The organism is Streptomyces sp. NPDC002537 (assembly GCF_053594975.1).
This window is the reverse complement of sequence record NZ_JBSFWT010000001.1, coordinates 130,648-154,438: the sequence shown is the minus strand read 5'-3', so window position 1 is coordinate 154,438 and position 23,791 is coordinate 130,648. Positions and strand designations below refer to the sequence as shown.

21 protein-coding genes and 1 pseudogene are annotated in these 23,791 nt (G+C 71.5%); 8 read left to right on the top strand and 14 right to left on the bottom strand.

Annotated features, from left to right (window positions below; all coding sequences use genetic code 11):
* Nucleotides 1-145: 145 nt before the first annotated feature.
* A complete protein-coding gene (locus tag ACWD4A_RS00385; RefSeq protein WP_451187392.1) occupies nt 146-1,369 on the bottom strand; it encodes an ROK family protein in 1,224 nt (407 codons plus the stop codon).
* A 17-nt stretch (nt 1,370-1,386) separates the two neighbouring features.
* Here ACWD4A_RS00385 and ACWD4A_RS00380 point away from each other — a divergent pair, with 17 nt between their 5' ends.
* Both ACWD4A_RS00380 and ACWD4A_RS00375 read left to right on the top strand, forming a co-directional pair.
* Nucleotides 1,387-2,607 (top strand): MFS transporter, encoded by a 1,221-nt coding sequence (locus tag ACWD4A_RS00380; RefSeq protein WP_451187389.1) that lies wholly within the window; start codon nt 1,387-1,389, stop codon nt 2,605-2,607.
* Nucleotides 2,608-2,740: 133 nt separating this feature from the next.
* A complete protein-coding gene (locus ACWD4A_RS00375) occupies nt 2,741-3,631 on the top strand; it encodes a DUF2797 domain-containing protein (protein WP_451187386.1) in 891 nt (296 codons plus the stop codon).
* A gap of 24 nt (nt 3,632-3,655) precedes the next feature.
* On the opposite strand, the gene ACWD4A_RS00370 is transcribed toward ACWD4A_RS00375, so the two are convergent.
* The gene (locus ACWD4A_RS00370) at nt 3,656-4,048 is read right to left on the bottom strand and encodes a hypothetical protein (protein ID WP_451187383.1); all 393 of its coding nucleotides are present in this window, start codon (nt 4,046-4,048) and stop codon (nt 3,656-3,658) included.
* Nucleotides 4,049-4,299: 251 nt separating this feature from the next.
* Between ACWD4A_RS00370 and ACWD4A_RS00365 the strand changes: the two genes are divergently transcribed.
* Nucleotides 4,300-4,983: a lipoprotein gene (locus tag ACWD4A_RS00365; RefSeq protein WP_451187380.1), complete on the top strand. Its 684-nt coding sequence runs from the start codon at nt 4,300-4,302 to the stop codon at nt 4,981-4,983.
* Nucleotides 4,984-5,345: 362 nt separating this feature from the next.
* Here ACWD4A_RS00365 and ACWD4A_RS00360 read toward each other — a convergent pair whose 3' ends face one another.
* Nucleotides 5,346-5,924 (bottom strand): ATP-binding protein, encoded by a 579-nt coding sequence (locus tag ACWD4A_RS00360; protein ID WP_451187377.1) that lies wholly within the window; start codon nt 5,922-5,924, stop codon nt 5,346-5,348.
* A gap of 214 nt (nt 5,925-6,138) precedes the next feature.
* Complete coding sequence (locus ACWD4A_RS00355) at nt 6,139-6,465, bottom strand: hypothetical protein (RefSeq protein ID WP_451187374.1); 327 nt, start codon at nt 6,463-6,465, stop codon at nt 6,139-6,141.
* Between the two features lie 145 nt (nt 6,466-6,610).
* Between ACWD4A_RS00355 and ACWD4A_RS00350 the strand changes: the two genes are divergently transcribed.
* Complete coding sequence (locus ACWD4A_RS00350; RefSeq protein ID WP_451187552.1) at nt 6,611-7,759, top strand: PLP-dependent cysteine synthase family protein; 1,149 nt, start codon at nt 6,611-6,613, stop codon at nt 7,757-7,759.
* A 48-nt stretch (nt 7,760-7,807) separates the two neighbouring features.
* Here ACWD4A_RS00350 and ACWD4A_RS00345 read toward each other — a convergent pair whose 3' ends face one another.
* The 7 genes from ACWD4A_RS00345 to gndA form a co-directional block, all read right to left on the bottom strand.
* The gene (locus ACWD4A_RS00345; protein ID WP_451187371.1) at nt 7,808-8,302 is read right to left on the bottom strand and encodes an SRPBCC family protein; all 495 of its coding nucleotides are present in this window, start codon (nt 8,300-8,302) and stop codon (nt 7,808-7,810) included.
* 92 nt (nt 8,303-8,394) lie between these two features.
* Complete coding sequence (locus ACWD4A_RS00340; RefSeq protein ID WP_451187368.1) at nt 8,395-9,240, bottom strand: DeoR/GlpR family DNA-binding transcription regulator; 846 nt, start codon at nt 9,238-9,240, stop codon at nt 8,395-8,397.
* 103 nt (nt 9,241-9,343) lie between these two features.
* Nucleotides 9,344-11,770, bottom strand: coding sequence for a right-handed parallel beta-helix repeat-containing protein (locus ACWD4A_RS00335; protein ID WP_451187365.1), 2,427 nt, complete (start codon nt 11,768-11,770; stop codon nt 9,344-9,346).
* A 98-nt stretch (nt 11,771-11,868) separates the two neighbouring features.
* Nucleotides 11,869-12,483, bottom strand: coding sequence for an Rv1733c family protein (locus tag ACWD4A_RS00330; RefSeq protein WP_451187362.1), 615 nt, complete (start codon nt 12,481-12,483; stop codon nt 11,869-11,871).
* Nucleotides 12,484-12,677: 194 nt separating this feature from the next.
* Nucleotides 12,678-13,508, bottom strand: a complete 831-nt coding sequence (locus ACWD4A_RS00325; protein ID WP_451187359.1) for an MOSC domain-containing protein — start codon at nt 13,506-13,508, stop codon at nt 12,678-12,680.
* 75 nt (nt 13,509-13,583) lie between these two features.
* Nucleotides 13,584-14,069 (bottom strand): DUF6643 family protein, encoded by a 486-nt coding sequence (locus tag ACWD4A_RS00320; RefSeq protein WP_451187356.1) that lies wholly within the window; start codon nt 14,067-14,069, stop codon nt 13,584-13,586.
* Between the two features lie 164 nt (nt 14,070-14,233).
* Nucleotides 14,234-15,694 (bottom strand): NADP-dependent phosphogluconate dehydrogenase, encoded by a 1,461-nt coding sequence (gene gndA / locus ACWD4A_RS00315; protein ID WP_451187353.1) that lies wholly within the window; start codon nt 15,692-15,694, stop codon nt 14,234-14,236.
* Between the two features lie 1,264 nt (nt 15,695-16,958).
* Between gndA and ACWD4A_RS00310 the strand changes: the two genes are divergently transcribed.
* Nucleotides 16,959-17,849, top strand: coding sequence for an endonuclease domain-containing protein (locus tag ACWD4A_RS00310; RefSeq protein WP_451187350.1), 891 nt, complete (start codon nt 16,959-16,961; stop codon nt 17,847-17,849).
* A 60-nt stretch (nt 17,850-17,909) separates the two neighbouring features.
* Here ACWD4A_RS00310 and ACWD4A_RS00305 read toward each other — a convergent pair whose 3' ends face one another.
* Entirely contained in the window at nt 17,910-18,251 is a 342-nt protein-coding gene (locus ACWD4A_RS00305) for a hypothetical protein (protein WP_451187347.1), read from the bottom strand.
* 450 nt (nt 18,252-18,701) lie between these two features.
* Between ACWD4A_RS00305 and ACWD4A_RS00300 the strand changes: the two are divergent.
* Nucleotides 18,702-18,800 (top strand): annotated as a pseudogene (locus tag ACWD4A_RS00300) (transporter); the annotation flags it as partial.
* 168 nt (nt 18,801-18,968) lie between these two features.
* On the opposite strand, the gene ACWD4A_RS00295 reads toward ACWD4A_RS00300, so the two are convergent.
* On the bottom strand, nt 18,969-20,183 hold the full coding sequence (locus tag ACWD4A_RS00295) for an IS110 family transposase (protein WP_451187344.1): 1,215 nt from the start codon (nt 20,181-20,183) through the stop codon (nt 18,969-18,971).
* 199 nt (nt 20,184-20,382) lie between these two features.
* On the opposite strand from ACWD4A_RS00295, the gene ACWD4A_RS00290 reads away from it, so the two are divergent.
* A complete protein-coding gene (locus ACWD4A_RS00290; protein ID WP_451187341.1) occupies nt 20,383-20,955 on the top strand; it encodes a hypothetical protein in 573 nt (190 codons plus the stop codon).
* Between the two features lie 156 nt (nt 20,956-21,111).
* Here the strand turns inward: ACWD4A_RS00290 and ACWD4A_RS00285 are convergent, their stop codons facing one another.
* Complete coding sequence (locus ACWD4A_RS00285; protein ID WP_451187338.1) at nt 21,112-22,065, bottom strand: esterase/lipase family protein; 954 nt, start codon at nt 22,063-22,065, stop codon at nt 21,112-21,114.
* Nucleotides 22,066-22,818: 753 nt separating this feature from the next.
* Here ACWD4A_RS00285 and ACWD4A_RS00280 point away from each other — a divergent pair.
* Nucleotides 22,819-23,784, top strand: a complete 966-nt coding sequence (locus ACWD4A_RS00280) for a hypothetical protein (RefSeq protein ID WP_451187335.1) — start codon at nt 22,819-22,821, stop codon at nt 23,782-23,784.
* Nucleotides 23,785-23,791 lie beyond the last annotated feature (7 nt).

Genomic DNA, 23,791 nt, shown 5'->3' with positions numbered 1-23,791 from the left:
AGGCGCAGCGAGGACGCAGCGGGAACGTGGCGGGAAACGTGGCGGAAAATTGCCGGTCACGAGCGCCCGCGACCGGGCCCGTGCCGAAACGTGCCGCGTGCCGGACCGCGTCGTGGTCCGGCACGCGGCCCCGTCGCCCCGGCGATCAGCCCACCGCCGCCAACGGATCGTCCAGCACCGGCTGCCAGGCCGCTTCCGCCGCGCCGATGAGGCTGTTGTGGTCGAGACCGCAGGGCAGGATCGGCACGCTCCCGCTCCGTCCCCACAGGCTGCGGTCGGCGACGACGGCGCGCAGCCGCTCCGGATCCGCGGCCAGCAGCTCGCGGTGGAGCCCGCCGAGGATGACGCGGTCGGGATTGAGGATGTTCACCAGCCCGGCGAGCCCGAGCCCGAGCCGGTCGATCAGGAGCTCGGCTGCGGCCCGTACGGACGGATCGGCGTACTCCGTGCGGAGCAGGTCGCGCGACTGCTGGAGCAGGGAGACCTCGGGGCCCGGCTCGCGGCCGGCCGCCGTCAGGAACGCGAGCGGGTCGGCCTCGACGTCGAGGCAGCCGCGGCTGCCGCAGTGGCACGGCAGGCCCGCGGGGTTGACGGTGAGGTGGCCGACCTCCAGCGCGAGGCCCGAACTGCCGCTGTGCAGCTTGCCGTCCAGGACGAGCGCGCCACCGACACCGCGGTGGCCGGTGGCCACGCACAGCAGGTGCTCGGCGCCGCGGCCCGCTCCGTGGCGGTGTTCGGCGAGAGCGGCCAGGTTGACGTCGTTGCCGGTGATGCCGACGGCGGTGGCGGAAGCCGCGCCGGGCACACCCGCCTTGGCGAGCGCCTCGGTGAACAGCGCGCGGACCGGGGCACCCGCGGGCCAGGCCAGGTGCAGCGGGTTGAGCGCCGTGCCTTCCGGTTCCGCGACCGCCGACGGAACGGCGAGCCCCGCGCCGAGGCAGCGACGGCCCGTCTCCCGGAGCAGACCCGCGCCGGCCTCGACGACGGCGCCGATGATGTGCGACGGGTCCGCGGGCACGGTCATGCAGCCGGGCGCGGTGGCGATCATCCGGCCGCCGAGTCCGACGAGGGCGGCCCGGAAGCCGTCGGCGTGGATCTGCGCGGCGAGCACCACGGGTCCGTCGGGCGCGATGGAGAGCCGGTGCGAGGGGCGGCCCTGGGAGCCCGCGGCCGCTCCGGGACGCGCGTCGACCTGGATCAGACCGAGGGCCTCCAGCTCGGCGGCGACGGCCCCGGCGGTCGCGCGGGTCACACCGAGTTCGGCGGTGAGCACGGCGCGTGTCGGGGCGCGGCCGGTGTGTACGAGCGCCAAGGCCGGTCCGAGGGCGCTGCGGCCTCGTTCCAAACGTGTTGTCCGAGTCTGGGTCACCCCTCTATTCTGACTTTGTGCCGACGCTGAACAAAATACGGACGGTCATTCGTGGCCGACATGACCCGAATCCGGCCGATCCCGCCCTCCGTAGCCTTCGTACCGCCCTGACCCTGTTCTTCGCCCTCGACGGCCTGCTCTTTGCGGGCTGGGTGGTCCGCATCCCCGCGATCAAGGAGCAGACCGGTGCCTCCGCGGGCGCACTCGGACTCGCCCTGCTCGGCGTGTCCGCCGGTGCCGTCGCCACCATGGCCGTGACCGGCCGGCTGTGCCACCGGTTCGGCAGCCACCCGGTGACGGTCGCCGCGGGTCTCCTGATGTCCCTGGGGATCGCCCTCCCGCCGCTCACCCACTCCGCACTCTCCCTCGGGCTGGTGCTCCTCGTCTTCGGTGCCGCCTACGGCGGCATCAACGTCGCCATGAACAGCGCGGCCGTCGATCTCGTCGCGGCGCTCCGCAGGCCGGTGATGCCCAGCTTCCACGCCGCCTTCAGCCTCGGCGGGATGGTCGGCGCGGGCCTCGGCGGACTTGTCGCCGGGCACCTGTCCGCCACCCGGCACCTGCTCCTCCTGACCGCGATCGGACTCGTTGTCAGCGTGGCGGCGGGGCGTACGCTCCTCGCCCACCCGGCGCCACGCGTTGAACGGCCCGCACAAGCCGCGGCCGCGGGCACCGGAAGCGGACGGGGGCGCCGACTGGTCGTCGTCTTCGGCCTGATCGCGCTGTGCGATGCCTACGGGGAGGGCGCGCTCGCCGACTGGGGCGCCCTCCATCTCCAGCAGGACCTCGACGCCCATGCCGGCGTCGCGGCCGTCGGCTACTCCGTCTTCGCGCTCACCATGACGCTCGGGCGCCTCATGGGCACCGTGCTCCTCGAACGCCTCGGCCAGTCCAGGGTGTTGATCGCGGGCGGGGCGGCCGCCGCTGTGGGCATGCTCCTCGGTTCGCTGGCCCCCACGGTGTGGGCCGCGCTCCTGGGATTCGCGATCACCGGGATCGGCCTCGCCAACATCTTCCCGGTAGCGGTCGGCCGGGCCGGGGAACTGGCCGGTCCCAACGGCGTCGCCACGGCCTCCACCTTCGGCTACGGAGGCATGCTGCTCGGTCCTCCGGCGATCGGCTTCCTCGCGGAGACCTGGTCCCTGCCCATTGCGCTGACCACCGTCGCGGCCCTGGCGGGCATGGCGGCGCTGATCGCGTTCGCCACCCGGAACCTGGTGCGGTCCGCGTCCCGGTGACGGCGGGCGTTGTCAGTGGTGGCTGACACAATCCGAAGTGCGGGGGCGTCCGGGTGGAAGCGCGGGCCGGACGGCCTCCGAGGGGTCTGCCGCAGAGGGCCGCAGAAGGCCACAGAGGGAAGGGGCGGAGAGCATGCGGGAGCGTGACGAGTGGTGCTGCGCAGGGCTGCGCTGGGCCCCGTCCGGGCCGTCGCTGGCCTGGCGGCACCCGGTCCACGGCGAGCGCTCCTCCCCCTTGCCGCCAGGCCGGCGGCTCGCGTTCACGACCGGCGACGCGCGGCGCTGCGTGGGCGTGCGCAGAGGCGGACGGCTCACCCTGTGCCCCACGGACGCGGAGGTGCCGGGTACGGCGGTCTCGGCGCAGTGCCCGGACTGCGCGCGGCTCGACCGGTCGCACTCGGTGGCCGCCGACACCGCCCTCGACGACCCGCGGCCCTACGACGTCTACCTCGCCTGGTTCGGACCCGGCCTGGTCAAGGTCGGCATCACGGCAGCCGAGCGCGAAGGCGCCCGGCTGCTCGAACAGGCCGCCCTCTCCTACGCGCTGCTCGGGCGCGGCCCGCTGATGGCGGCCCGCCGGGCCGAGGCCGTGCTCGGCACCGCACTCGCGGTCCCGGACCGCTTCCCGTACGCCGCGAAGCGCGCCGCACGCCATCCCGCGCCGTCACCGGAGCAGCGCGCCGCGGAGCTGGCCGCGCTGCACGCGCGTGCGCGCGAGCTCGGCACGCTCCCGGAGTCGCTCGCCATACGGGACTTCGCACCCGTGCACCACGACGAGGCCTTCCACCTCGACCGGCTCCGGCCGGGCCACGCCCTGGTCGAACTGTCCGCCGGGCGTGTCATATCGGGCACGGTCGTCGCGGTCGCCGGTCCCGACGTGTACGTGGGGACCGCGGACGGCCGACTGCTGCTGGTGGACGCGCGGCAACTGGCGGGCTGGTCACTCCTGGCGGCCGTGCCGGACGCGGAGACGACGGTGACCGTACGCACCCCGGAACCGGCAGGGCCGGAGGCCCTGTTCTGAGCGGGGGCGTCCGATGCCCGGAGGTCAGAACCTGATCTCCTCACAGGCGCGGCCGCGCAGCTCGTAGTGGCCGCTGAGGTGTTCCCATCCCTCGGCGCAGATCACCGAACGATTGGGGAGGTCACGGCCGACGCGCATGGTGTACTTCTGGAGATAGCCCCAGCGGCCGGTCGGGCTGTTGGAATCCAGGCCCCCGCCGTAGATGTGGAAATGGCCGGTGAAGTCGCCTCCCCAAGTGGTCGACGCACTCACCGAGTCGACGTGGAGGCCACTGCCGTCAACCGCGACACAGGTGCGGCCGTTGCAGCCGGCCGCCCCGGCGAACGCGGACGGCGCGCCCGCCACGAGCGCCGCCACGGTCGCGGCGGCCACTCCCACACCTGTGAGCCAACGAGCCTTCACACCGGCGTAGTTCACGACAGCGACTCCTTCCTCGGATCCCTCAAGCGTTGCCGGGCGATCATGCCAGCCCGTCCGGCTCCATGGCTGTCCGGGAGCGGGTCTCCACCCCTACGTGTGAACCGTCGACGGCACGCGCCGAGCGGCGGGTGCGCTGGCCCGGAGCGCGACTCGTCGGCGATCCCAGGTCAGATCCACAAAACGATTTGAGCGGCTCGCCCTTACAGATATAGATTTGCGCAGCTTTTCTTATCCAGGTGGGGAAAATTATGTTCAGGGTTACTTCGGGTGCGGTGTCCGCCGTGCTCGCCATCGGTGTGCTCACCGGCTGCTCGTCCGCCGGCGACAAAAGCGGCGGTGCGCCGAGGGAGGCCGAGGCCTCGGCCAAGGCGGTGAAGGAGAGCGCCAAGCCGACTGAGGCCACGACAGGGAAGACCGCCACATCCGGTAGCGGATTGAAGGACGGCAGGATCGGCGATGCCGGGACCGCCTGTGTGCTTCCCGTGTCGTTCGAGGCGCCGAAGGAGTGGAAACTCACCGGGTTCACGGACGAAGACAGCGAGTTCCTCCGTAAGTTGTCCGGCCACCGGTCGGTCAAGGGGGCCTGCGAACTCTCCGCACGGCCCACTGGCGTGATCGGCTTCATGCGGGTGTTCACCACGGACCGTCCCGACAAGTCGCCCCGCCAGGTGCTGGAGGACTTCGTCGCCGAGGAGAAGCGCGTCAGCGAGCCCGAGTACAGCGAGATCAAGGTCGGTGACCTGCCCGCCGTGGAGGTCGTGTACACACAGCGGAGTGTTCTCCTGGACGAGCCGCAGCAGCGGCGGGGGCTCGCGGTGAAGAGCGCGAAGGGCCTGACCGTCCTGCACCTCGAAGGCGCGGAGAGCGATGACTCCAAGGTGATGACTCCGGCCTACGAGCTGGCCAAGAAGACGATGCGGTCCGCCGTCTGAAACGGCGCGGTGTGCTGCTGCCAGGGGGCGTTTTTCCCCGGCACGGCAGCACTCTGCGATCCGGTGCGTGTACGCGTGTACGTGAGTCGACGGGCACCGCGGCCCCTGGCATGTTCGCGCGGCGCAGGCCGAGCACTCGCCGATGACCGTCCTGGGGCGCAGGTTCGCCGCCGGGGAGATCGACGAGGACGAGTACCGGCGTCAGCAGTCCGTCCTGGAGGAGCACTTCGGCACCGGTGGAAAACACGGCACGCCGTGACATCACCGGACGCCGGGGAAGTGGCGGGCGGCGCGCCCGGACGTGCTGCGCGCCGTCGCGGCGAAGTGCGAGCCGTACCCGCGGGGTGGGTGCCCCCGTCCGGTCAGCCGGGAACGGCGGAGCGGACGGGGGAGCGGTCGCGCAGGGGCAACGCCCCCACGGTCACGAGCGACTCGTCGAAGGCGGGTTCCCGGAGCGCGGGCTCCTGGAGCGCGGGCAGTTCGAGTACGGGCTTCTCGAAGGCGACCACGGCCCGGTCCGTCTGCACCGGCGGGGCCGCGGGCGCATTCGGGACCGGCAGGGTGAACCAGACGACCTTGCCGCCGTCGTGACGTTCCTGCACGCCCCAGCTCGCACTCACCGCGGCGATCAGGGCGAGCCCGCGGCCGTGGGTGCTGGCGGGGTCCGCGCTGCCGAGCCGGGGCAGCCGCGGGTCGTGGTCCCGTACCGAGACCGTGAGCTGGTCCAGTACGAGGTCGATCTCGACCGTGCAGCGCTTGTCCGGTTCCGCGTGCCGGTGGACATTGGTGAGCAGTTCGGTCACACCGAGCGCGGCAGGGTCGATGAGCTGGTCGAGATGCCAGTAGCGCAACTGCGCAGATACGATTCTGCGGACCTGTCCGATCCGCGGCGGGAGAGCCTGGAGCTCTACGGTGCAGTGCTTGTTCGGTCGGCTGATCACGGCTGCGACTCCCTGAAGAAGTAGGGCTAGCCTGATGCAGATAGGCGTGGTGACACACGCGCCGGGGCCCGGACCGGTCAGGACGGCCACCGGCCCGATCGACGAACGCGGATCCATAGCGTAACCGGTTATGGACCCTCAGTGATGCTGATACGAATCAAGGGTCGGCTCTGGCGGCCGCACGCGCAACTTCTGCGCCGTCAGCCCCCCGTGCCTACCCCGTGCCTTCGCCTCGCGCCGAGCGGACCGCCTCCAGGAAGCGCTGCACCGCGGACGGGCCCGACTTCTCGGCCTCGCCCTCCTGGCCGCCCAGCGTCAGCACGTACCGCGTCCCGTTGAGCCGGGCCCGCGCCCGGTCGCGGGCGGCGAACCACGGGCGGCCCGCCTGGACCGAGTCCACGGGCGCGCTGTCGATCTCCCTGCCGTAGCTCGTCAGCAACTCGAGCCTGCCGTCCTTGATCTTCACCTGGCCGGCCCGGGTGAGGGAACGCAGAGAACGTTCGATCCGCACCCCGGTCGCGTTGAACTCCGGCTCCGCCACGGCAACCGCCTCCCCGGCTGAATCGTGTGCCTGGTGCGCAGTCTGCCTGTGAGGCGGCTCACGCACCAGTGCCCATTTATGATCGAAACGTCCGAGTTTCCGCATGGGCCCGGATGAACGCGTGAGGAGCGCCGTGAACAGCACCGTGCAACCGGGGGCGACGAACGCGGCGGGTCCCGCTTCCGGCGGCTCCGCCACCCCCACCCTCGACGTGGACCGCAGCGACCCCGTCCACCGCGCCTGGCTCAACGAGGCCGTCCGCAAGGTCCAGGCCGACGCGAACCGCTCGGCCGACACCCACCTGCTCCGCTTCCCACTGCCCCCCGAATGGGGCATCGACCTCTACCTCAAGGACGAGTCCACCCACCCCACCGGCAGCCTCAAGCACCGCCTCGCCCGCTCCCTCTTCCTCTACGGGCTGTGCAACGGCTGGATCCGCCCCGAGGCCCCCGTCATCGAGGCGTCGAGCGGCTCCACCGCCGTGTCGGAGGCGTACTTCGCCGCGCTCGTCGGCGTGCCGTTCATCGCCGTCATGCCGCGCACCACCAGCCGGGAGAAGTGCCGGCTGATCGAGTTCCACGGCGCGCAGTGCCACTTCGTCGACGACCCACGGCAGATGTACGCGGAAGCGGCCGCCCTCGCCGAACGGACCGGCGGCCACTACATGGACCAGTTCACCTACGCCGAACGGGCCACCGACTGGCGCGGCAACAACAACATCGCCGAGTCGATCTACAGCCAGCTCCGGCTCGAACGCCACCCCGTCCCCGCCTGGATCGTCGCCACCGCGGGCACCGGCGGCACCTCCGCGACCATCGCCCGCTACGTGCGCTATATGCAGCACGACACCCACATCTGCGTCGCCGACCCCGAGAACTCCTGCTTCTTCGACGGCTGGAAGGACCACGACCCCCACGCGAGCAGCGACCGCGGCTCCCGCATCGAGGGCATCGGCAGGCCGCGCATGGAACCCAGCTTCGTGGTCGGCGCCATCGACCGGATGATGAAGGTCCCCGACGCGGCGAGCGTCGCGGCCGTACGGGCCCTGGACCGCGTCATCGGCCGCAAGGCGGGCGGCTCCACCGGCACGGGTCTGTGGAGCGCGCTCAAGATCGTCGCGGAGATGGCCGACCAGGGGCGGCAGGGCAGCGTCGTCACCCTCATCTGCGACCCCGGCGACCGCTATCTCGACAAGTACTACTCCGACGCGTGGCTGGCCGAACAGGGCCTGGACATCGCGCCGTACGCGCGGGCGATCGACGCCTTCCTGGCCACCGGCCGCTGGCCGGACTGAGCCGTGGCCGAGCGGCGGCCGAGCGGCGAAGAAGCCCGGCACGTCCCTTCAGCCCCGGCCACCCCGCATCGACGCCAGCCGCCGGTCCAGCGCGCGCACCGCCTCACGGAACGCGTGCCGCAGCCCCGGCCGCCCCAGCGCGAGCACCAGCCGCGTCGGCAGGGAACCGTCGACCGCCACCGTCCAGCGGACCACCGTTCCCGTACCGGCGGGAAGCAGCCGCCACTCCTCCAGCAGCGCCCGCACACCCGGCGCGTTCGTCACGTCGACCCGGTACGCGTAACGGCTCGACGGCTCCTCCGCCAGGATCGTCTCCAGGAAGCGCGTGCCGCCCCGCAACCGGACCTCCCGGCCCCTGTGCCCGTCGCTCTCCAGCGACCGGGCCGCCTTCACCGCACGGAACCACCGCGGCAGGCCCGGCACATCCTCGGCCAGCGCCGCGTACACCTCGGCGGGCGACGCCGACGCGTGCACCGCGAACACCAGCCGCAGCGGCGCCGCTTCCACGAAATCGAGCCCCACAGGGCGGAGTCTGCGCACCATCGAAGAGCACCCCATCGGATCGACCGGCCTGCCGCGCCGCACACCCTAGCCCCTGCCGTGCCGGATGTCTGCGCCGCCGGCAGCCCGGGGGCTCATGCCTCCGCCGCGCCCGCCGAACCCTCCGCCACCACCAGCTCCGGCAGCAGCTCGGAGATCTCCCGGCGCGCTTCGGCCGGCAGCCCCGTGTCCGTGACCAGCGCGTCGACCTCGTCCAGCGAAGCGAAGGAACTCAGGCCCACCGTCCCCCACTTGGTGTGATCCGCCACGACCACCACACGCCGCGCCGAGCGCACGAAGTGACGGTTCGTCTCCGCCTCCGCGAGATTGGGCGTCGACAGCCCCGCCTCCACGGATATCCCGTGCACCCCGATGAACAGCACATCGAAGTGCAGCGCGCGGATCGCCGCGTCCGCCACCGGCCCCACCAGCGTGTCCGACGCCGTCCGCACCCCGCCCGTCAGCACCACCGTCGCCGCGCCCGGACGTGGCGACGGACCCGCGGCCGTCATCGTGCGCTGCGCGCTGTGGAACACATCGGCCGCCCGCACCGAGTTCGTCACCACCGTCAGATCCGGGACATCCACCAGCCGCTGGGCCAAGGCGTACACCGTCGTCCCCCCGGCCAGCGCGATCGCGCTGCCGTGCGCGGCCATCTTCGCCGCGGCCCGCGCGATGTCCTCCTTGGCGATCAGCTCCAGCTCCGACTTCGCCTCGAACCCCGGCTCGTGCGCCGTCGCCTCCGCGACCGGCACCGCACCGCCGTGCACCTTCTCCACGGCACCCAGCCGTGCCAGCGCGTCCAGATCACGGCGGACCGTCATGTCCGAGACATTGAGCTTCCGCGTCAGTTCGTTGACCCGCACACCACCGCGCCGCCGCACCTCGTCGAGGATCAGGGCACGCCGCTGCTCCGCCAGGAGATTGTGATTGTCGCTCACCGGCCGGTCCTCCGCTCAGCCACCGCCGACTCCGTGCGTTCATCCTCCCACGCACCTGTGACATCGCCCGTGCCGTTCTCCGGCCAACGACACCGCGCCCCCTTCACGGCAGCGCGGGCAGGTCTTCCGGGTAGAGCAGAGTCAGCTCGTCCGTGCTCGGATCGGCCAGCTGCGCCACCCGGCCCGCGTGCCGCTCGACCATCGCCTCGAACGTCTGCCGCGCGGTACGGCCGTTGCCGAACGCGGGCCCCTTCGGGATCTCCGTGAAGTACGCGAGCAGGGCCTCGGACGCCCCCGCCCCGAGCCGGTACTCGTGCTCCTCCGCCTGCTGCTCCACGATGCGCAGCAGCTCCTCCGGCGCGTAGTCGCCGAAGGTGATGGTCCGTGAGAACCGCGAGGCCACACCGGGGTTCACGGTGAGGAACCGCTGCATCTCCGCGGTGTACCCGGCGACGATCACCACCACCGCGTCCCGGTGGTCCTCCATGAGCTTCACCAGGGTGTCGATCGCCTCGCGCCCGAAGTCGCGCCCGGAGTCCTCCGGGCACAGCGCGTACGCCTCGTCGATGAACAGCACACCGCCGCGCGCCCGGTCGAACGCCTCCTGCGTACGGATGGCCGTGGACCCGATGTGCTCACCCACCAGATCCACCCGGGACACCTCCACCAGATGGCCGCTCTCCAGCACCCCGAGGGAGGCGAGGATCTCGCCGTAGAGCCGGGCCACCGTGGTCTTGCCCGTGCCGGGGGAGCCGGTGAACACCAGATGGCGCCGTACGGAGGCCGCCTTCAGCCCCGCCTCCTGCCGGCGGCGCCCCACCTCGATCATGTCGGTGAGCGCCCGCACCTCGCGCTTGACGCTCTCCAGGCCCACCAGGGCGTCGAGTTCACCCAGCACCGTCGCTGCGGGACGGCCGTCCTCCGCGCGGGCCGACGGCGCGCCCTCGGGCACCCGCTGGACGGGCACCGCCACCGGCGGCACCGACAGCAGCGGAGCCGCCCGCTCCACGACCGGGACGGCTGTCCGCGCGGAACCCGCCCGGGACGCCCCGAAGGCGTAGCCTGAGCTCTCGTCGCTCGTGCAGTCCTCGCTGACCGTGCCCTCCTCGGCGAACTCGTAACCGCCGCGCGCGCACCGCTCCGTACGGCAGCGCGCCAGCGTCGTACGGCAGCCGTCGATGACGTGGAAGCCGTAGCCGCTGCTCCCCGTCACCCGGCAGTCGTGGAACGAACCACGGCCCCCGGCCGACACGTAGAAGCCCGCCTCCACCGGTGAACTCACCGTGCACCGCTCGACGACCGGATCGGCACCCTTGGTGACGATGACGCCCGTGGCCGTCGCGTCGATGGTGCACCCCGCGAGTGAACCCCCGCTCCCGTGGTCGCGGAACCAGGCGCCGGTCGCCGCCGCCCGGATCCGGCAGTCCTCCAACTGCGCGGTCGCCCCGTCGCTCACCGACACCGCCGTGTTGCGCACCTGCGCGAGGTCGCTGTCCACCACGTCCACCCGCGAACCGCGGTCCAGCACGAACAGGGCGTCCGGCACGTCCCGCACCCGGCAGGAACCGAGCGCCGCCGTCGCCCCGTCACTCACCCACACCGCCGGGTAGTCGCCCGTACTGTCGTGGATCTCGCACCGGTCCGCGTCCACCCGCGTCCCCGGATCCCATACGGACAGGCCGTTGCGCCCGAACCGGCGCACCGCCGTCCGCGTCATCGACAGCACCGACCGCGAGCGCAGGTCGACCCCGTTCTCCGGCACGTCGTGGATGTCGCAGTCGACCAGGGTGAGCACGGCCTCGGTGTCCAGCGTCACCCCGTCACCGGACGTCCGGTGCACCTGGCAGTCCGTCAGGTAACCGGCCGCCCGCGACGCCACCTGCACGCCCGCGCCCCGGATCTCGTACACCTCGCAGCCGACCGCCTCCAGCGCGCTGCCGTCACCCGTCAACGACAGCCCCGCGCCCGACGCGTGGTGCACCCGGCAGCGGTCCAGCCGCGGCCGCGCACCGCCGCTCACCACGACCCCCGACCGGCCCGCCGCCACGACCTCGCACTCCTCGAAGACGCCCGTCGAACCGTCCAGCACACTGATGCCGACCCCGCCCGGATTGTCGACCGCGCAGCGGCGCACCGTCGGCCGTGAGCCGCCGCGCACCTCGATGCCCACCGCCGAGCGGGTCACGATCCGCAGATCCGCCAGCTCCGGAGCACCGTCCTCGACCAGCAGCGCGGGCGCCGCCGCGTCCTGCCCCTCGATGTGCAGGTCCAGCAGGGACGCCGAGGCCCGTACGGTCAGGGCCACACCCTCGGCCGGCGCGATCCGCACCGCACCGTGCGGGCCCTCACCGCCGCGCAGGGTGATCGCACGGGTGACGACCAGGTTCTCCCGGTACGTGCCCGGCGCGACGGACAGCACGTCGCCGTCGGTCGCGGCCTCCAGAGCCGATGCGAGGGAGTCGTATTCGCCGGTACGCCGCCGCCATCGCGACGTACCGGTGTGCGTCACCTGGACCGAGCCCTGTGCCATGGTGCTGCTGCGCCCCCACCTCGTGTGCTGCGTTCACCCGGGACGGATGCGTACCGGCCGGACCACCGTAGCGCGCGCGGGCCACGGGAGTTGACCGGTCAGCTGCCCGCATCCGCCCGGCCCCAGGTGTGCCCGGCCTGTTCCCACGCGCGGTCCCACTGGGCGTACCGCCGCTGCATGAGCCGCCATACGACCAGCCTGCGCGCGCCCTCCAGCAGGCCCGCCACCACCGCCGCCGCGGCCGCCCCGGCGAGAACGGCGTGGACCGCGGCCGTCTCGTCGTCCATGGGGCGGCCCGAGATCCGCCCGCGGTCGTCGGTCCACAGCGGGAACTGACGGCCCTCGGGGGTGTTCTGCCGGACGGCGACCACTCCGGAGTACTGCGCCCGGCCGTCCGGGGCCGCCCAGCGGGCGATCACCCGGTGGTGGCCCTCGCGGCCCGCCGCCGTCTCGCGGTCGGTCTCGGTGACACTGACCGGCAGGTTCCGCACGGCCGTCGCGGTCACCAGGTGCCGGTGCAGCTGCTGTTCACGGACCGTGTGCCGCAGCGCCTCGTGGGCGAGCGAGCCCGTCACCCAGCCGACGGCCGAACCGGTCAACAGCATCAGCACCACCGCCACCGCACCGACCCATGCTTCGAGGACGTCGGTCCGGCGGCGCAGTGGATTGCTCCGCCATCGTCGGGCGAAGATCGTCACGCGCACAGCGCTCACCCCCTTCCGCGTCCGTAAATACCTCACACAGGGCATCGCATGCGGAGGAAGACGACGGAGAGAGGAAAATCACCCCCTCCGGATGCCGTTCCTGGCGGCGCGTTGACGGGTGGCGGGCGGTACGGCGGCACTTCGGGGCGGGCGACCGGCCGGAGTCGGGCCGGAGTTGAGGGGGACTCAGGCGGGGCGGCCGCTCAGCCGAGGATCTCCACGTCGTCACCGAGGCACACCACTCCGGTGTGCTCGGGGATGAGGTTCGTCCCGAATATCGCCTTCTTGTTTATGCGGTGGTGGCGGGCGAGCGTGCGCAGCGGCTCCTTGCCGCGCTCCGCCGTCCGCTGGTCGGTGGTGGTCACGACACAGCGGCTGCACAGCTTCACGGCCCTGAAGGTGACATCGCCGATGCGGACGCGCCGCCAGTCGTCCTCCGCCCAGGGCGCGGTGTTGCCGACGACCACATTGGGCCGGAAGCGGTTCATGGGCAGCGGGCCCTCGTCCGGGTGGTCGCCCTGGGAGATCAGGGAGTTGAGGTCGTCGAGCGAGGAGACGGAGGCGAGCAGCAGCGGATAGCCGTCGGCGAAGCTCACGGTCTCGCCGAGGTCCGCGTACTCGGGATCGATCTGGCGCCGCGTGGCCGGATCGTCCATGTGCAGCAGCCGGGCCGGGCTGCCCAGGTACGCGCTGAGCCACGCGTCGGCGACGGGCCCCGCGGGAACGCCCTCGATCTTGTCGTGGAACAGCTGCACCGTCGTCGTGCCCTGCGCCGCGAGGTCGGGCACGGTGACATCCACCGGCTCGCACCCCGGAGCGGAGAGCCGGACCCCGCCCCCCGGCAGCGGCCGCGCCGCGGCCAACGCCAGCCTGGGTTCCTGCCGTTGGGTGATCATCTGACCGCTGTCGTCGGCCAGCATCCACCGGCGGTCCCCGGTGAGCCCCCATGGCTCGACGACCGCCTCGTCGGCAGTGCAGCCCGTCAGTGACTTGACGGGATAGAAATTGATCTCGGTCAGTACCGGCGTCGACATGGACACATCTTGCCACCCGGGCCGGGCGGCTGACCGAGGCCCCCGGCCGGCCTCCGACCCGAACCGGAAGAACCGCTAGTAACCGCCCTGATTCGGGTGCTGCCGGTTGTACGGGTCCTCGTACGGCGCGGGAGCCGGACGGGGCGCCACGGGGCGCATCGCCTCGTAGCCCGCGGGGCTCGGGGAGGCCGCCGCGGGGCGCTGCTGGTACTGCTGCGGGCCCGGATAGCCGCGCGGCGCCGCCGTCTGCGGCGGGATGTAGGGCGCGGGCGCCTGCTGCAGCCCGGCGGGCTGCGGAGCGGGCGTCTGGTAGCCGTACTGCGGAGCCTGGGCGGCATAGCCGCTCTGCGGCGGCTGCGGCGCGGGCGCCGCGGCGGAGGGCCCGGACGGCAGCGCCGGCAGGGCGGGCAACTGGCTGCCGCCGTCGTACGGGGCCGACACCCGGATGGGAGCGATCTGCGGCGTGCCCCGCTCGGCGACGAGACTGTCGTAGATGGGGGTGTCCGGGAACGACGGCGAGGCGTAGTAGCCGCCGCCGTAGGTGCTGCGGGGGGAGGTCATAGCCCATAAGTTAAGCCCACGCCCCTGGCCGGGTCTATGCCAAGGTCCCCGCAACCCCCTTCCGGCCCCTTCCGGCCCCCAAAGACCCTAGGTCGGTACAGAAACGGCAGGTCAGGACACTTTTATCGGACCGGACGGCCCGACCTGCCGCGCCCGTGCACCGCTCAGGCGGTGCGCTCCTCGCCCCGGTCCCCGGCCCAGACGGTGTGGAACGACCCCTCGCGGTCCGTGCGCCGGTAGGTGTGGGCACCGAAGAAATCGCGCTGGCCCTGGGTCAGTGCGGCGGGCAGCCGCTCCGCGCGCAGCGCGTCGTAGTACGCGAGCGCCGCGGAGAAGCCCGGTGTGGGCACCCCGCGCCCGACGGCCGTCGCGACGACCGAGCGCCAGGCGTCCTGCGCGCGGCCGACCTCCTCGGCGAACCCCTTGTCGGCCAGCAGGGTCGGCAGCCCCGGGTCGGCGGCGAACGCGCTGCGGATCCGGTCCAGGAACGCGGCCCGGATGATGCAGCCGCCGCGCCAGATGGCGGCCACCGCGCCGAGGTCGATGTCCCAGCCGTACTCGGCGCTCGCCGCACTGATCATGTTCCAGCCCTGGGCGTACGAGACGACCTTGGACGCGTACAGCGCCTCCTCGACCCGCGCCGCGAACTCCTCGGCGTCGGCGGGGGAGAGGACCTCGCGCTGCGGACCGGGCAGGCTGCGCGCCGCCCGCCGCAGGTCACCATGGCCGGACACGGAACGGGCGAACACCGCCTCCGCGATGCCCGACACCGGGATGCCGAGATCCAGCGCCGTCTGCACGGTCCACCGGCCGGTGCCCTTCTGCTCCGCCTCGTCGGCCACCACGTCCACGAACGGCCGCCCGGTCGCGGCGTCGGTGTGCGCGAGCACCTCGGCGGTGATCTCGATGAGGTACGAGTCCAGACGGCCGGTGTTCCAGGTGCGGAACGTCTCCGCGATGCGGGCGGGCTCGTACCCGGCCACGTTCCGGAGCAGGTCGTACGCCTCCGCGATGAGCTGCATGTCGGCGTACTCGATGCCGTTGTGCACCATCTTGACGAAGTGTCCGGCGGCGTCGGGCCCGATGTGCGTGCAACAGGGGCTGCCGTCGGGCGCCTTGGCGGCGATGGACTCCAGGAGCGGCCCGAGCGCTTTGTAGGATTCGGTGGACCCGCCCGGCATGATGGCGGGCCCGTTGAGCGCGCCTTCCTCGCCGCCGGAGATGCCGGTGCCGACGAAGTGGATGCCCTTGGCGCGGAGCGCCTTCTCGCGGCGGCGGGTGTCGGTGAAGTGGGCGTTGCCGCCGTCGATGATCATGTCGCCCTCGTCGAGGAGGGGCGCGAACTCGTCGATGACGGCGTCGGTGGCGTCGCCGGCCTTGACCATGATGATGAGGCGGCGGGGCTTTTCGAGGGCGGCGACGAATTCCTCGGCGGTCTCGGCGGGGACGAAGTCGCCCTCGTGGCCGTGTTCGTCGACGAGGGCCTGGGTCTTGGCGTAGGTGCGGTTGTGGACGGCGACGGTGTGGCCGTGGCGGGCGAAGTTGCGGGCGAGGTTGCTGCCCATGACGGCGAGTCCGGTGACGCCGATCTGTGCTGTGGCCTGGGGGGTGGAAGTGCTGGGCATTGCGGTGGTCCACTCCTGTCACGTGCGTCGGAAGGTACGTGCGAAAGGCTGGTGCGAGGTGTCAACGCCGGAGGGCTCGAAGATCTTCCCCTCGGGCGGGCGGGCGTCGCCCGGGCATCGTCGCACGGGGGGCTCGAGGGCGGCTGGGTGCGCGCTGGAGATGACCTCGGGCCTGTCACTCTGTTCGCTCACGGAGCGCTCGGCGTCTGTGGTCCGATTGTGTGAATCGAACAACGTGCGGGGCTGGGTGTGCGGTCTGCACGTCGGGGCTTTGGTGTCGGGTGGGCCGCCCGAAGCGCGGTCTGGCGGTTGCGTGATCTTGGCGTTTACGGGCGGTCCGTGGCGGGTTCCGATGGGTCGGATGCTGACTTGTTGCTGACTTGGCTGACGGGTCATCAGGTGAGTGTGCGGCTCTTGGCAGGCATCGTTGAGTAGGCGGGGCGGTAATGGAGACCGGCGGGCGGCAGATGGGGCAGTTCTGTGAGGACCCCCCGTCGGGCAGATGTTGGCGGGGGGTCCTGCGTTCGGGGACCTGGTTCGCGGTGTTCGGCGCGATCTTGCTGTGCTCCGGCTCACCGTTCTCGACGCATCGGAAGGGGCGAGGCGGCGGCTGGGACGACGCGGTGCGCCGTCCGCGGGCGGTCGCGCCGCTCGGGTGACTTGTCCGATTCTTGACGTTCTGGTGGTGAGGCGCGGGGCACGGGAGGTGCTGACGACCAGATGCTCAGCAGTGGGGAGTTGCGGGGCGGCGGTCTGGCTGACCGAGGCGCTTGGGACCCGTTGCCGCGTTGCAGGCCGTTAGCCTGTCGGTATGTCAGAGCGTGTCATGCCCGGTTGCACGGACGGCCTGATCACCCTGGGCGCCGCGGATGCTTTGTGGGTTGATTTGACGGCCAGCAGTGCTGTGCCGACGGCTTCTGGGACATTCACCCGCTCTCTTACCTGTGCCCGGGTGGGGTACGTCCTGCTCGGCGGCCACGTGGTGGCGACGGTGAGGGCGAGCGGCGGTCAGTGGAGTGTTGCGGAGGCTGAGGTGCGCCGGGCGGCCGCGGAACTGAACGCGGTGAGGATGGACCGGCAGGACTTGGTCCGCATCGGTCCGTTTCATGGGGCGCCACGGCAGGAGTGCCACGAGGAAACACCGCTGCGCTGGCGCCAGCGCGTCATGCGGGAAGTGCAGGAACTGGGCGGTCCCGGGCGGGCAGCACAAGGTGAAGAGGGCTGGCCGTACCCTCTGGCGGGAATCGACTGGCGCCAGATACTCGTGGAACGCACCCGCGACGGAGCGCAGCGGACGTGGTGGCTGCCGCGTGCTGTAGTCAGGCTGCTGGATGCGGCCGAGCACGCCGAAACGCAGTGGGTGCAGGCCGCGCGGACCCGCCAGGTAAGCAGCACTGTCACCGATCCGCCCTCCCGCCCCCGGCAGGCCCGAGCCGCCGACGGGCGGCAGGCGGCGAGCCCCGAGGGCACCACTGCCTCACTGCGCCCGTACAACGCAGAGCTGGAAGGCCAGCTGTACTCGGTACTCAGCAGGAAACCCAGCACCTCCCGCAGAGTGGCCGGGTGGGCATGCGCCGTCTGCCGCACCGTGCCCGCCACCGTGCTCGACCACTGTCACGAACACGGCTACGTTCGCGCCCCCGTCTGCCAGTCCTGCAACACACAAGAACGCCCCGACCACCTCTACAGCAACGACATCCGCGTGGCGAACCGCTACACACGCCTCTTCCACACCGACACCGACAACTGGCTGCGTCACTGGCACCGCTGTCCCGGCTGCCGCGCACGCACCACCCTGCCCCTGCCGCACCTCGCCGCATGGACCGCCCACATAGCCTGCCGGTCACTGCGCCCGACCCACCCCGCCTCCCGCGGACGCGAACCCTGCGGAGTCCTGCGCGTGTCCTGGACAGGCAGCCAACAAGCGCCCCGCTCCTGCCTGCTCACGGTCGCCGTCGACTTCTGCCCCTCCGGCGAGCACCGTGTCCTGGCACAAGTCCCCTACCGCGAAGCCGCCGAGCGGTTTCGTGTCTGGCTGGCCGAGACGGCCCCTGCCGTGGCCGCCGCGGCCGGCCCCGACCGCCTGGACGGCCTCCCCACCCAGCCCCGGCCAGTCATCGCGGACACCAGCGGCGAGGGCCTGGCACTGTTCTGACCGGACACCGGGAGACCCGACACCCCAACGCCACCCTGCACGCAGGCCGTTGTCGTTCCCTCAGGGGGCCCAGGGCAGCCGCACGGCTTCGATCTCCGTATCACCGACCAGGGTGTCGATCAGGGCCGTGGGTCCGACGATCTTGGTTCCCCGCAGGTCGTAGTCGGTGTAGACGATCCACGAGCGGTCCTCGGGCCACAGGTTGGACGGGCTGAAGTCCGGCTCATCAATGTCGTACAGCGCCTGTGCGTCCCTCAGGCGCCCCGAGAGGACGTGCAGGTTGTCGAAGTCGAAGGTCCACATCATCAGCGGGTTGTCATAGGCGAAGCAGTGCGTTTCCGGACCGGCCGGGCTGTGCGCCAGCAGGATCTCGATCAGCCGGTTCCAGGTCTCCCCGTCCAAGCTGCCCTCTGTCGGCGGCCGGATGCCCACCGGCCAGCTCCGGTCCTCCGCGCGGCCGTCCGGGGCGCTGCGGTACGAGGGCCAGTAACCCTCCTTGACGATCGGGGCGCCCGTCGCCGCCAGCCGTGCCCTGGGCGTTCCGCGCGTCCCAGGCCACCGCCCGTGACCGTTCCCACCTCAAGGTCGATGCCTGCAAAGACAGCGGGCTGGATGCTGCCGTCCGCCAGTCCGGCCTGGTGCACCTGATGATGTGACACCGGGCCCGGCCCCTGTTCACGCTCGTACATCGCGTTCAGTACCCAGGCCGCGTCCGGCATGCCAGGCGGGGGGAACCCGGTGGTGCCCTCGTCCTCGCACAGCTTGACGAGCCAGTCGGTCTCGGCGGAGGGCGCGACCTGCCACAGGGTGGATATCTCGGACATGAGCCTCACGTTCTCACCTGGCTATCCGCTCCTGTGGAGCGCACCCCGGCTGGTCTGTGTCGCCGGCGACTTCACCCGCTACGACGCTCACGCCGTCCGCGAGCACCGGCGCAGCATCGACCTGGTCCCCCCCCGGGGGGGTGCCCCTATCTGTTTCGTCAACTGCGGCGGGGCTGGTTCGTAGGGGTTCGTGCTGGTTTTCGGGAACGTCCCGCGAAGCGGGATGTTCCCGGCGGATCGGGTGGGGTGCGGACAGTCCGATGGCCGGCGTGGCGGAGGAGGTGGGGGAGTGCGGTCAGGCGGCGAGGTCGAGGGTGCGGGGTTCGTCGAGGGTGCCGTTGCGGATCATCGCGTGGATGACGTTCACGCGTTGCCGGGCGAGGCGGAGGATGGCCTGGGTGTGGGTCTTGCCGCGTGCGCGCTGGCGGTCGTAGTAGATCCGGGAGGATGGGTCGGCTTTGCAGCCGATCGCGGCGAACGCGGCCTGGAACAGGGCGCGTTTGAGGAGCTGGTTGCCGCGGTGGGGAGCGTGCTCGCCGCGGATCGAGGTGCCCGAGGACTTCGTTGCGGGGGCGAGTCCGGCGTAGGAGGCGAGGTGCCCGGCGGTGGGGAAGCCGGTGCCGTCGCCGATCGCGACGATCACGGCGCCGGTGGTCCTGACGCCCATGCCGGGCAGGGACGTCAGGAGGTGGAAAAGGGGGAGGGCCTTCAGCAAGGCGGCGATCTCCTGCTCGGTGGCCTGTCGCTGGGTGTGGGCGGCGGCGAGCTGGGCGGCCAGGCCGGGCACGATCAGCGCGGACGCCTCAGCGCTGGGAACGGTCAGGGTCTGCTCGGCCAGTGCGTCGAAGGTCTCCCCGGCCAGCTGTTTCGCCTTGCGTGAGCCGTGTGCTTTGGGCAGGGCCTCGCAGCGGGGCCGGCCGAGTCTCTTCAGCTTCGCCGGGGAGCCGTGCCGGGCCAGGAGGGCTTGGACGTAGGGGTAGGCCAGGCGCGGGCCGGGCACGCGTTCCAGGGAGGGGTGGATCTGGGAGAGCAGGCCGCGCAGCCGGTTGGTGGTGCGGTTGACCTCGCCGGCCAGGTCGTTGTCATAGCCGGTGAGCATGGTCAGTTCGGCCAGGGCCTCGTCGTCGCGGTCGACCGCGTGCAGGGTGTGCGGCATGGTCCGGGCGGTCTCGGCGATCACGAACGCGTCGCGGGCGTCTGTCTTGGCCTCACCGGGATGCAGGTCGGCGGCCCGGCGCATCGACAGTCCGGGCAGGTAGGCCACCTGGCAGCCGGCGGCGCGGGCTGCCGTCAGGGGCAGCGCGCCGATGTCGGCGACCTGGTCCACGATCACCAGGACGGTGCCGAACTTCGCCACCAGCTTGGTGAACAGCTCCAGCAGTTTCGGCTCGGTGTTGGGCAGCCGCTTGTCGTGGACGGTCCTGCCGTCCCCGGTGCGGCCGTGGGCGTGGTGGAACTCTTTGCCCAGGTCCAGGCCGAGGAAGAGATCTATCGCGGTCGTGTCGACCATGTGCGCGTGCCCCTCGCCTCTCGTCTCCTTAACTCCCGGCCGTCCCTGTGGCACCACACGTCGAGTGCCCCGTTGCGGGGCCACGAGAAAGGTAACGGGGAGCCGGTGAGCGGTACTGAGCCCAGGGGAGGCGTGAAGCACCTCATGAGAGGCGCGATCGTGGGCCGCCCGCGAAGCACTCGCCCGCGACAACCAGGCGGTGCTGCCGCCCACTGTCACCGGCCAGCAGGCCCTGTTTGCGATGAAGCGCACGACGCTGTCGATCGAGACCGTGCGCAGCATCCTCGCCCGTCCTCTGGACGGCTACGAGGAGGCCATCGCCGAAGCGGCCGTGTTCGGCGGTGAGCACGGCCTGAGCAAGGCGTGGGTCCGGAAGGTCGCCGAGATGATCCGCCTGGCCTTGGCTCTGCGGGATGCCGAGGGGCACGACCCGGTGCCCGAAGAGGCACTGGACGAACTGCCGTACCTGTGGACCGCAGTCGGCCAGGTCCTGGCTCGGGTGGGGATGCTGCGACCGCGGGCCGTGCCGGCGCCGCCGCGGCGGAAGCAGCCCCCGAAGTCCGGCTACGTCGGCGCCCCACCGCCTCCTCCACCGCCGTACCCGCGGTCCTGCCCGGACTGTGATGCATGGATGATCGGCGTCCGCACCGGCCTCGGATGCGAGGCGAGTTGTGGTGACCTGGCAGTAACCGCGGGCATAGGCGACGACGGGGGCAGGCATCTCCAGCACCATGGCCGGACAAGGACAACCCGGACCGCCAGGTGCGGTTGAGTTCCCTGGGGTGAACCAGGGCGTTGAAGACCGTCCGGAATGGCGGCCGCCAGATCTTCACGGGACTGGAGGGCGGAGTCGGCCGCCTTGCTTTCCGGCATCCTCCGGCGGCCGGCTGACGGTCGGGATCGGCCAAGGCGGACCTTCGGGCCGGAATCAGAAGGCGGGCGCCCTCGGCGCACAGGGCGCTGCCGGGGCTGAGGGGTCCAGGGCCCGCTTGACCAGTCCGACCGCACGCGGGCTGTACGTCATGCTCAGGTGGGCGGAGAGGTCGACGAAGCAGCCCTCCTGCAAGGTGATGTTCTGCACCGTTGCTCCGGGGCCCGCCGTCATGAACGTGCTCTGCCAGGGGGTGGTGATCTCGTCGTACTTCGTGCCGATCACGGTGTAGTCGATCCCGGGAACGGTGTCCCCGCCGGCGTTGAGCTCCTTGATGAAGTCGGATTTCTCGTACTGCTGGATGCCCGCCTTCCCCAAGACCTTCTCCCCGGGGCCCAGCATGTGGAGCTTGTCGGCGAGAGTCTCGATGCCGCTCATGGTGGTGCCGTGGTTGGTCGCGCCGAGCTGGACGACCTTCTTGACCTTGTTCTTCGAGGGGTCGGTCGGGTTCGCGCCTCCGTCGGCCCTGAGATACCAGCGGGCCAGGGTCCCGCCCTGGGAGTGGCCGACAAGGTCCACCTGGCCGGAGCCGCCGGCAGCGAGCACCTTGTCCACGAAGGCGGCCAGCTCCTTGGAGGACTTCCTGATGTCTCCGTAACCCTTGACAGTGGGAGCGAGAGCCACTCCGGCGTCGTCGGTGTCGCCGTAGTCGAGGGCGTAGACGCAGTAGCCCTGGGCCTTCAACTCGGGGGACATCCGGGCCCAGTTGTTGTAGCGGTTCTCGTAGGTACCGTGCACCAGGACGACCGGACGCGGGTGGGCGGCGCTGGGACGGCAGTTCCAGTCATTGGCGCCCGGCGGATCGATGTCGAGGCGGAGGATGGAATGGACCATAGCGGGAAGGAAATTGTCCTGCTCAGGGCCGGTCTCCGCGGCCGCGGACGTGGAGGTGGCCAAGACCGTCGCCGCGGCGGTGGCACAGACGGCGGTGACATATTTCGGTATGTGCAAGACGGCTCCTGAGAAGTGTGGAACTCGGGCCACGCGCGATGTTTCCCATGGGTGCCGACCGAGGAGGGAACCTCGGGTGACCTCCTCCGACGTCCCCACCGGATGACGAACCGTCAGACCCCGGCCCTGGTAACGCCCGAGGAGAACCCCGGACCGTCGGCCGCGCACCCCGGGTACCTTTCCGAGCCCCCAGTATGCACGCGAGGCGGGAGGTTCTGAAGGGAGGAAACACAAAACCACGAAGGGGGTGGGCGGGGCTGCCCGCTTCGACTGGGCCCCGCACGCCCCCCGCTACGCCCCTCACACGGTGTTCGCCAACGGTCGCCGCGCCTCCCAATGCTCGGAGCAAGAGCTGATCCCCAACGCTCTTACTGACACTCCATCGGCAGGAAGCGGGGGGCCGCTGACGTACCCGGGCATCGCCTGGTGGTGGAGTGCCGACCTCGACTGACGATCGATACTTCCGAGGGCGGGCGTGGAATCACACTCGCAGCATGAACCCTTCTATCCACACTCAGGGGGACACCTCAACGTTCAGGCAGGTGCCGACCGGTCCCGTGAAGGATGCTGCCTCGGTCATGAAATCCCCCTGCGATCATGATGGTTGAGTGATTCGCCGAGGCTTCCCGGCCGTTTGACGGTAAAGGCCGGAACAATGGGCCGGCATGGGCCCGGGGATGCGATGATGTTCCGGCGAAGCGGCTCCGTGTCGGCTTCGCCGAGCCGGCCCACCCGGAGAGGACGGAGACCGTCGTGAGCGATGCCCGACGCGAGATCGCCGCCATCGTGACGGACACCGGCCGGCCGGAAGCCGAAAGCGCCCTCCGGGTGCTCCGTCTGGCCTTCGGCTGGGCCGCACAGGCGCTGGAACAGGTGGACGACAGCGCGGGCGGCACTCACGCGCTCGGTACGCTGTTCGCCCTGGACGAAGCCCTGGAGGAGGGCCGCGCGCTCGACGCACTGCTGCCCGCACTGCTCGCTGCGGCAGCCCCCGGGGACCGGGTCGCCGGAGACATCGGGGACCGGATGCGACAGCACACCGAGCTGACCGAACGCGTCGCGACAGCCCGTGCCGACTTGGAGAAACTGCGCGCCACCGAAGAGGCGCTGCGCAATCGGCTCGCCGAACACGAGACGCTGCGCCGCCAGGTCGACGAACTACACCGCCTGGAGCAGCGGGTGCTCGCCCTCGACGCTCTCCAGGAGCAGCAGGAGGTCATCACAGGGCGGCTGACCGCCCTGCGCGGCCGGGGCGCCGGAGTCGACGAGGCGCTGCGCACCAGCAGCGAGGCTCTGGTACGCCTCTCCGAGGACCAGCTCGCTGTCCTCACCCCCCGGACCCGGCAGATCCTCGACCGGGCCGCCGCCGCGCAGGGCGAGCTGGCCGACGCGGAGGAGAAGTACAGGGAGGGCGTCAGCCAACTCGCCGAATGCCAGGCCCGTTTGGAGCGGATCCAGGACGTCTGCGGTGGGAGGCTCGCCTCGCTGCACAGGTACGCGGAGGCCGACCGGGACCTGGCCCGATCGCTCAGCGAGCCGCAGGGCGCGCCCAGCGGCACCGTCACCCCGGAGCAGCGACTCTCACTTGCCGACGTGGAGGCGGCGACTGTCGAGATGGAACGCCGCCTGCGCACCGCCGACGAGATCCTCCACCGGGTGATCGCCGGACGCGAAGGGCGGGACCGGGAAGGGCGGTTCGTGGTCCCCTGGGCGCGGTGACATGACG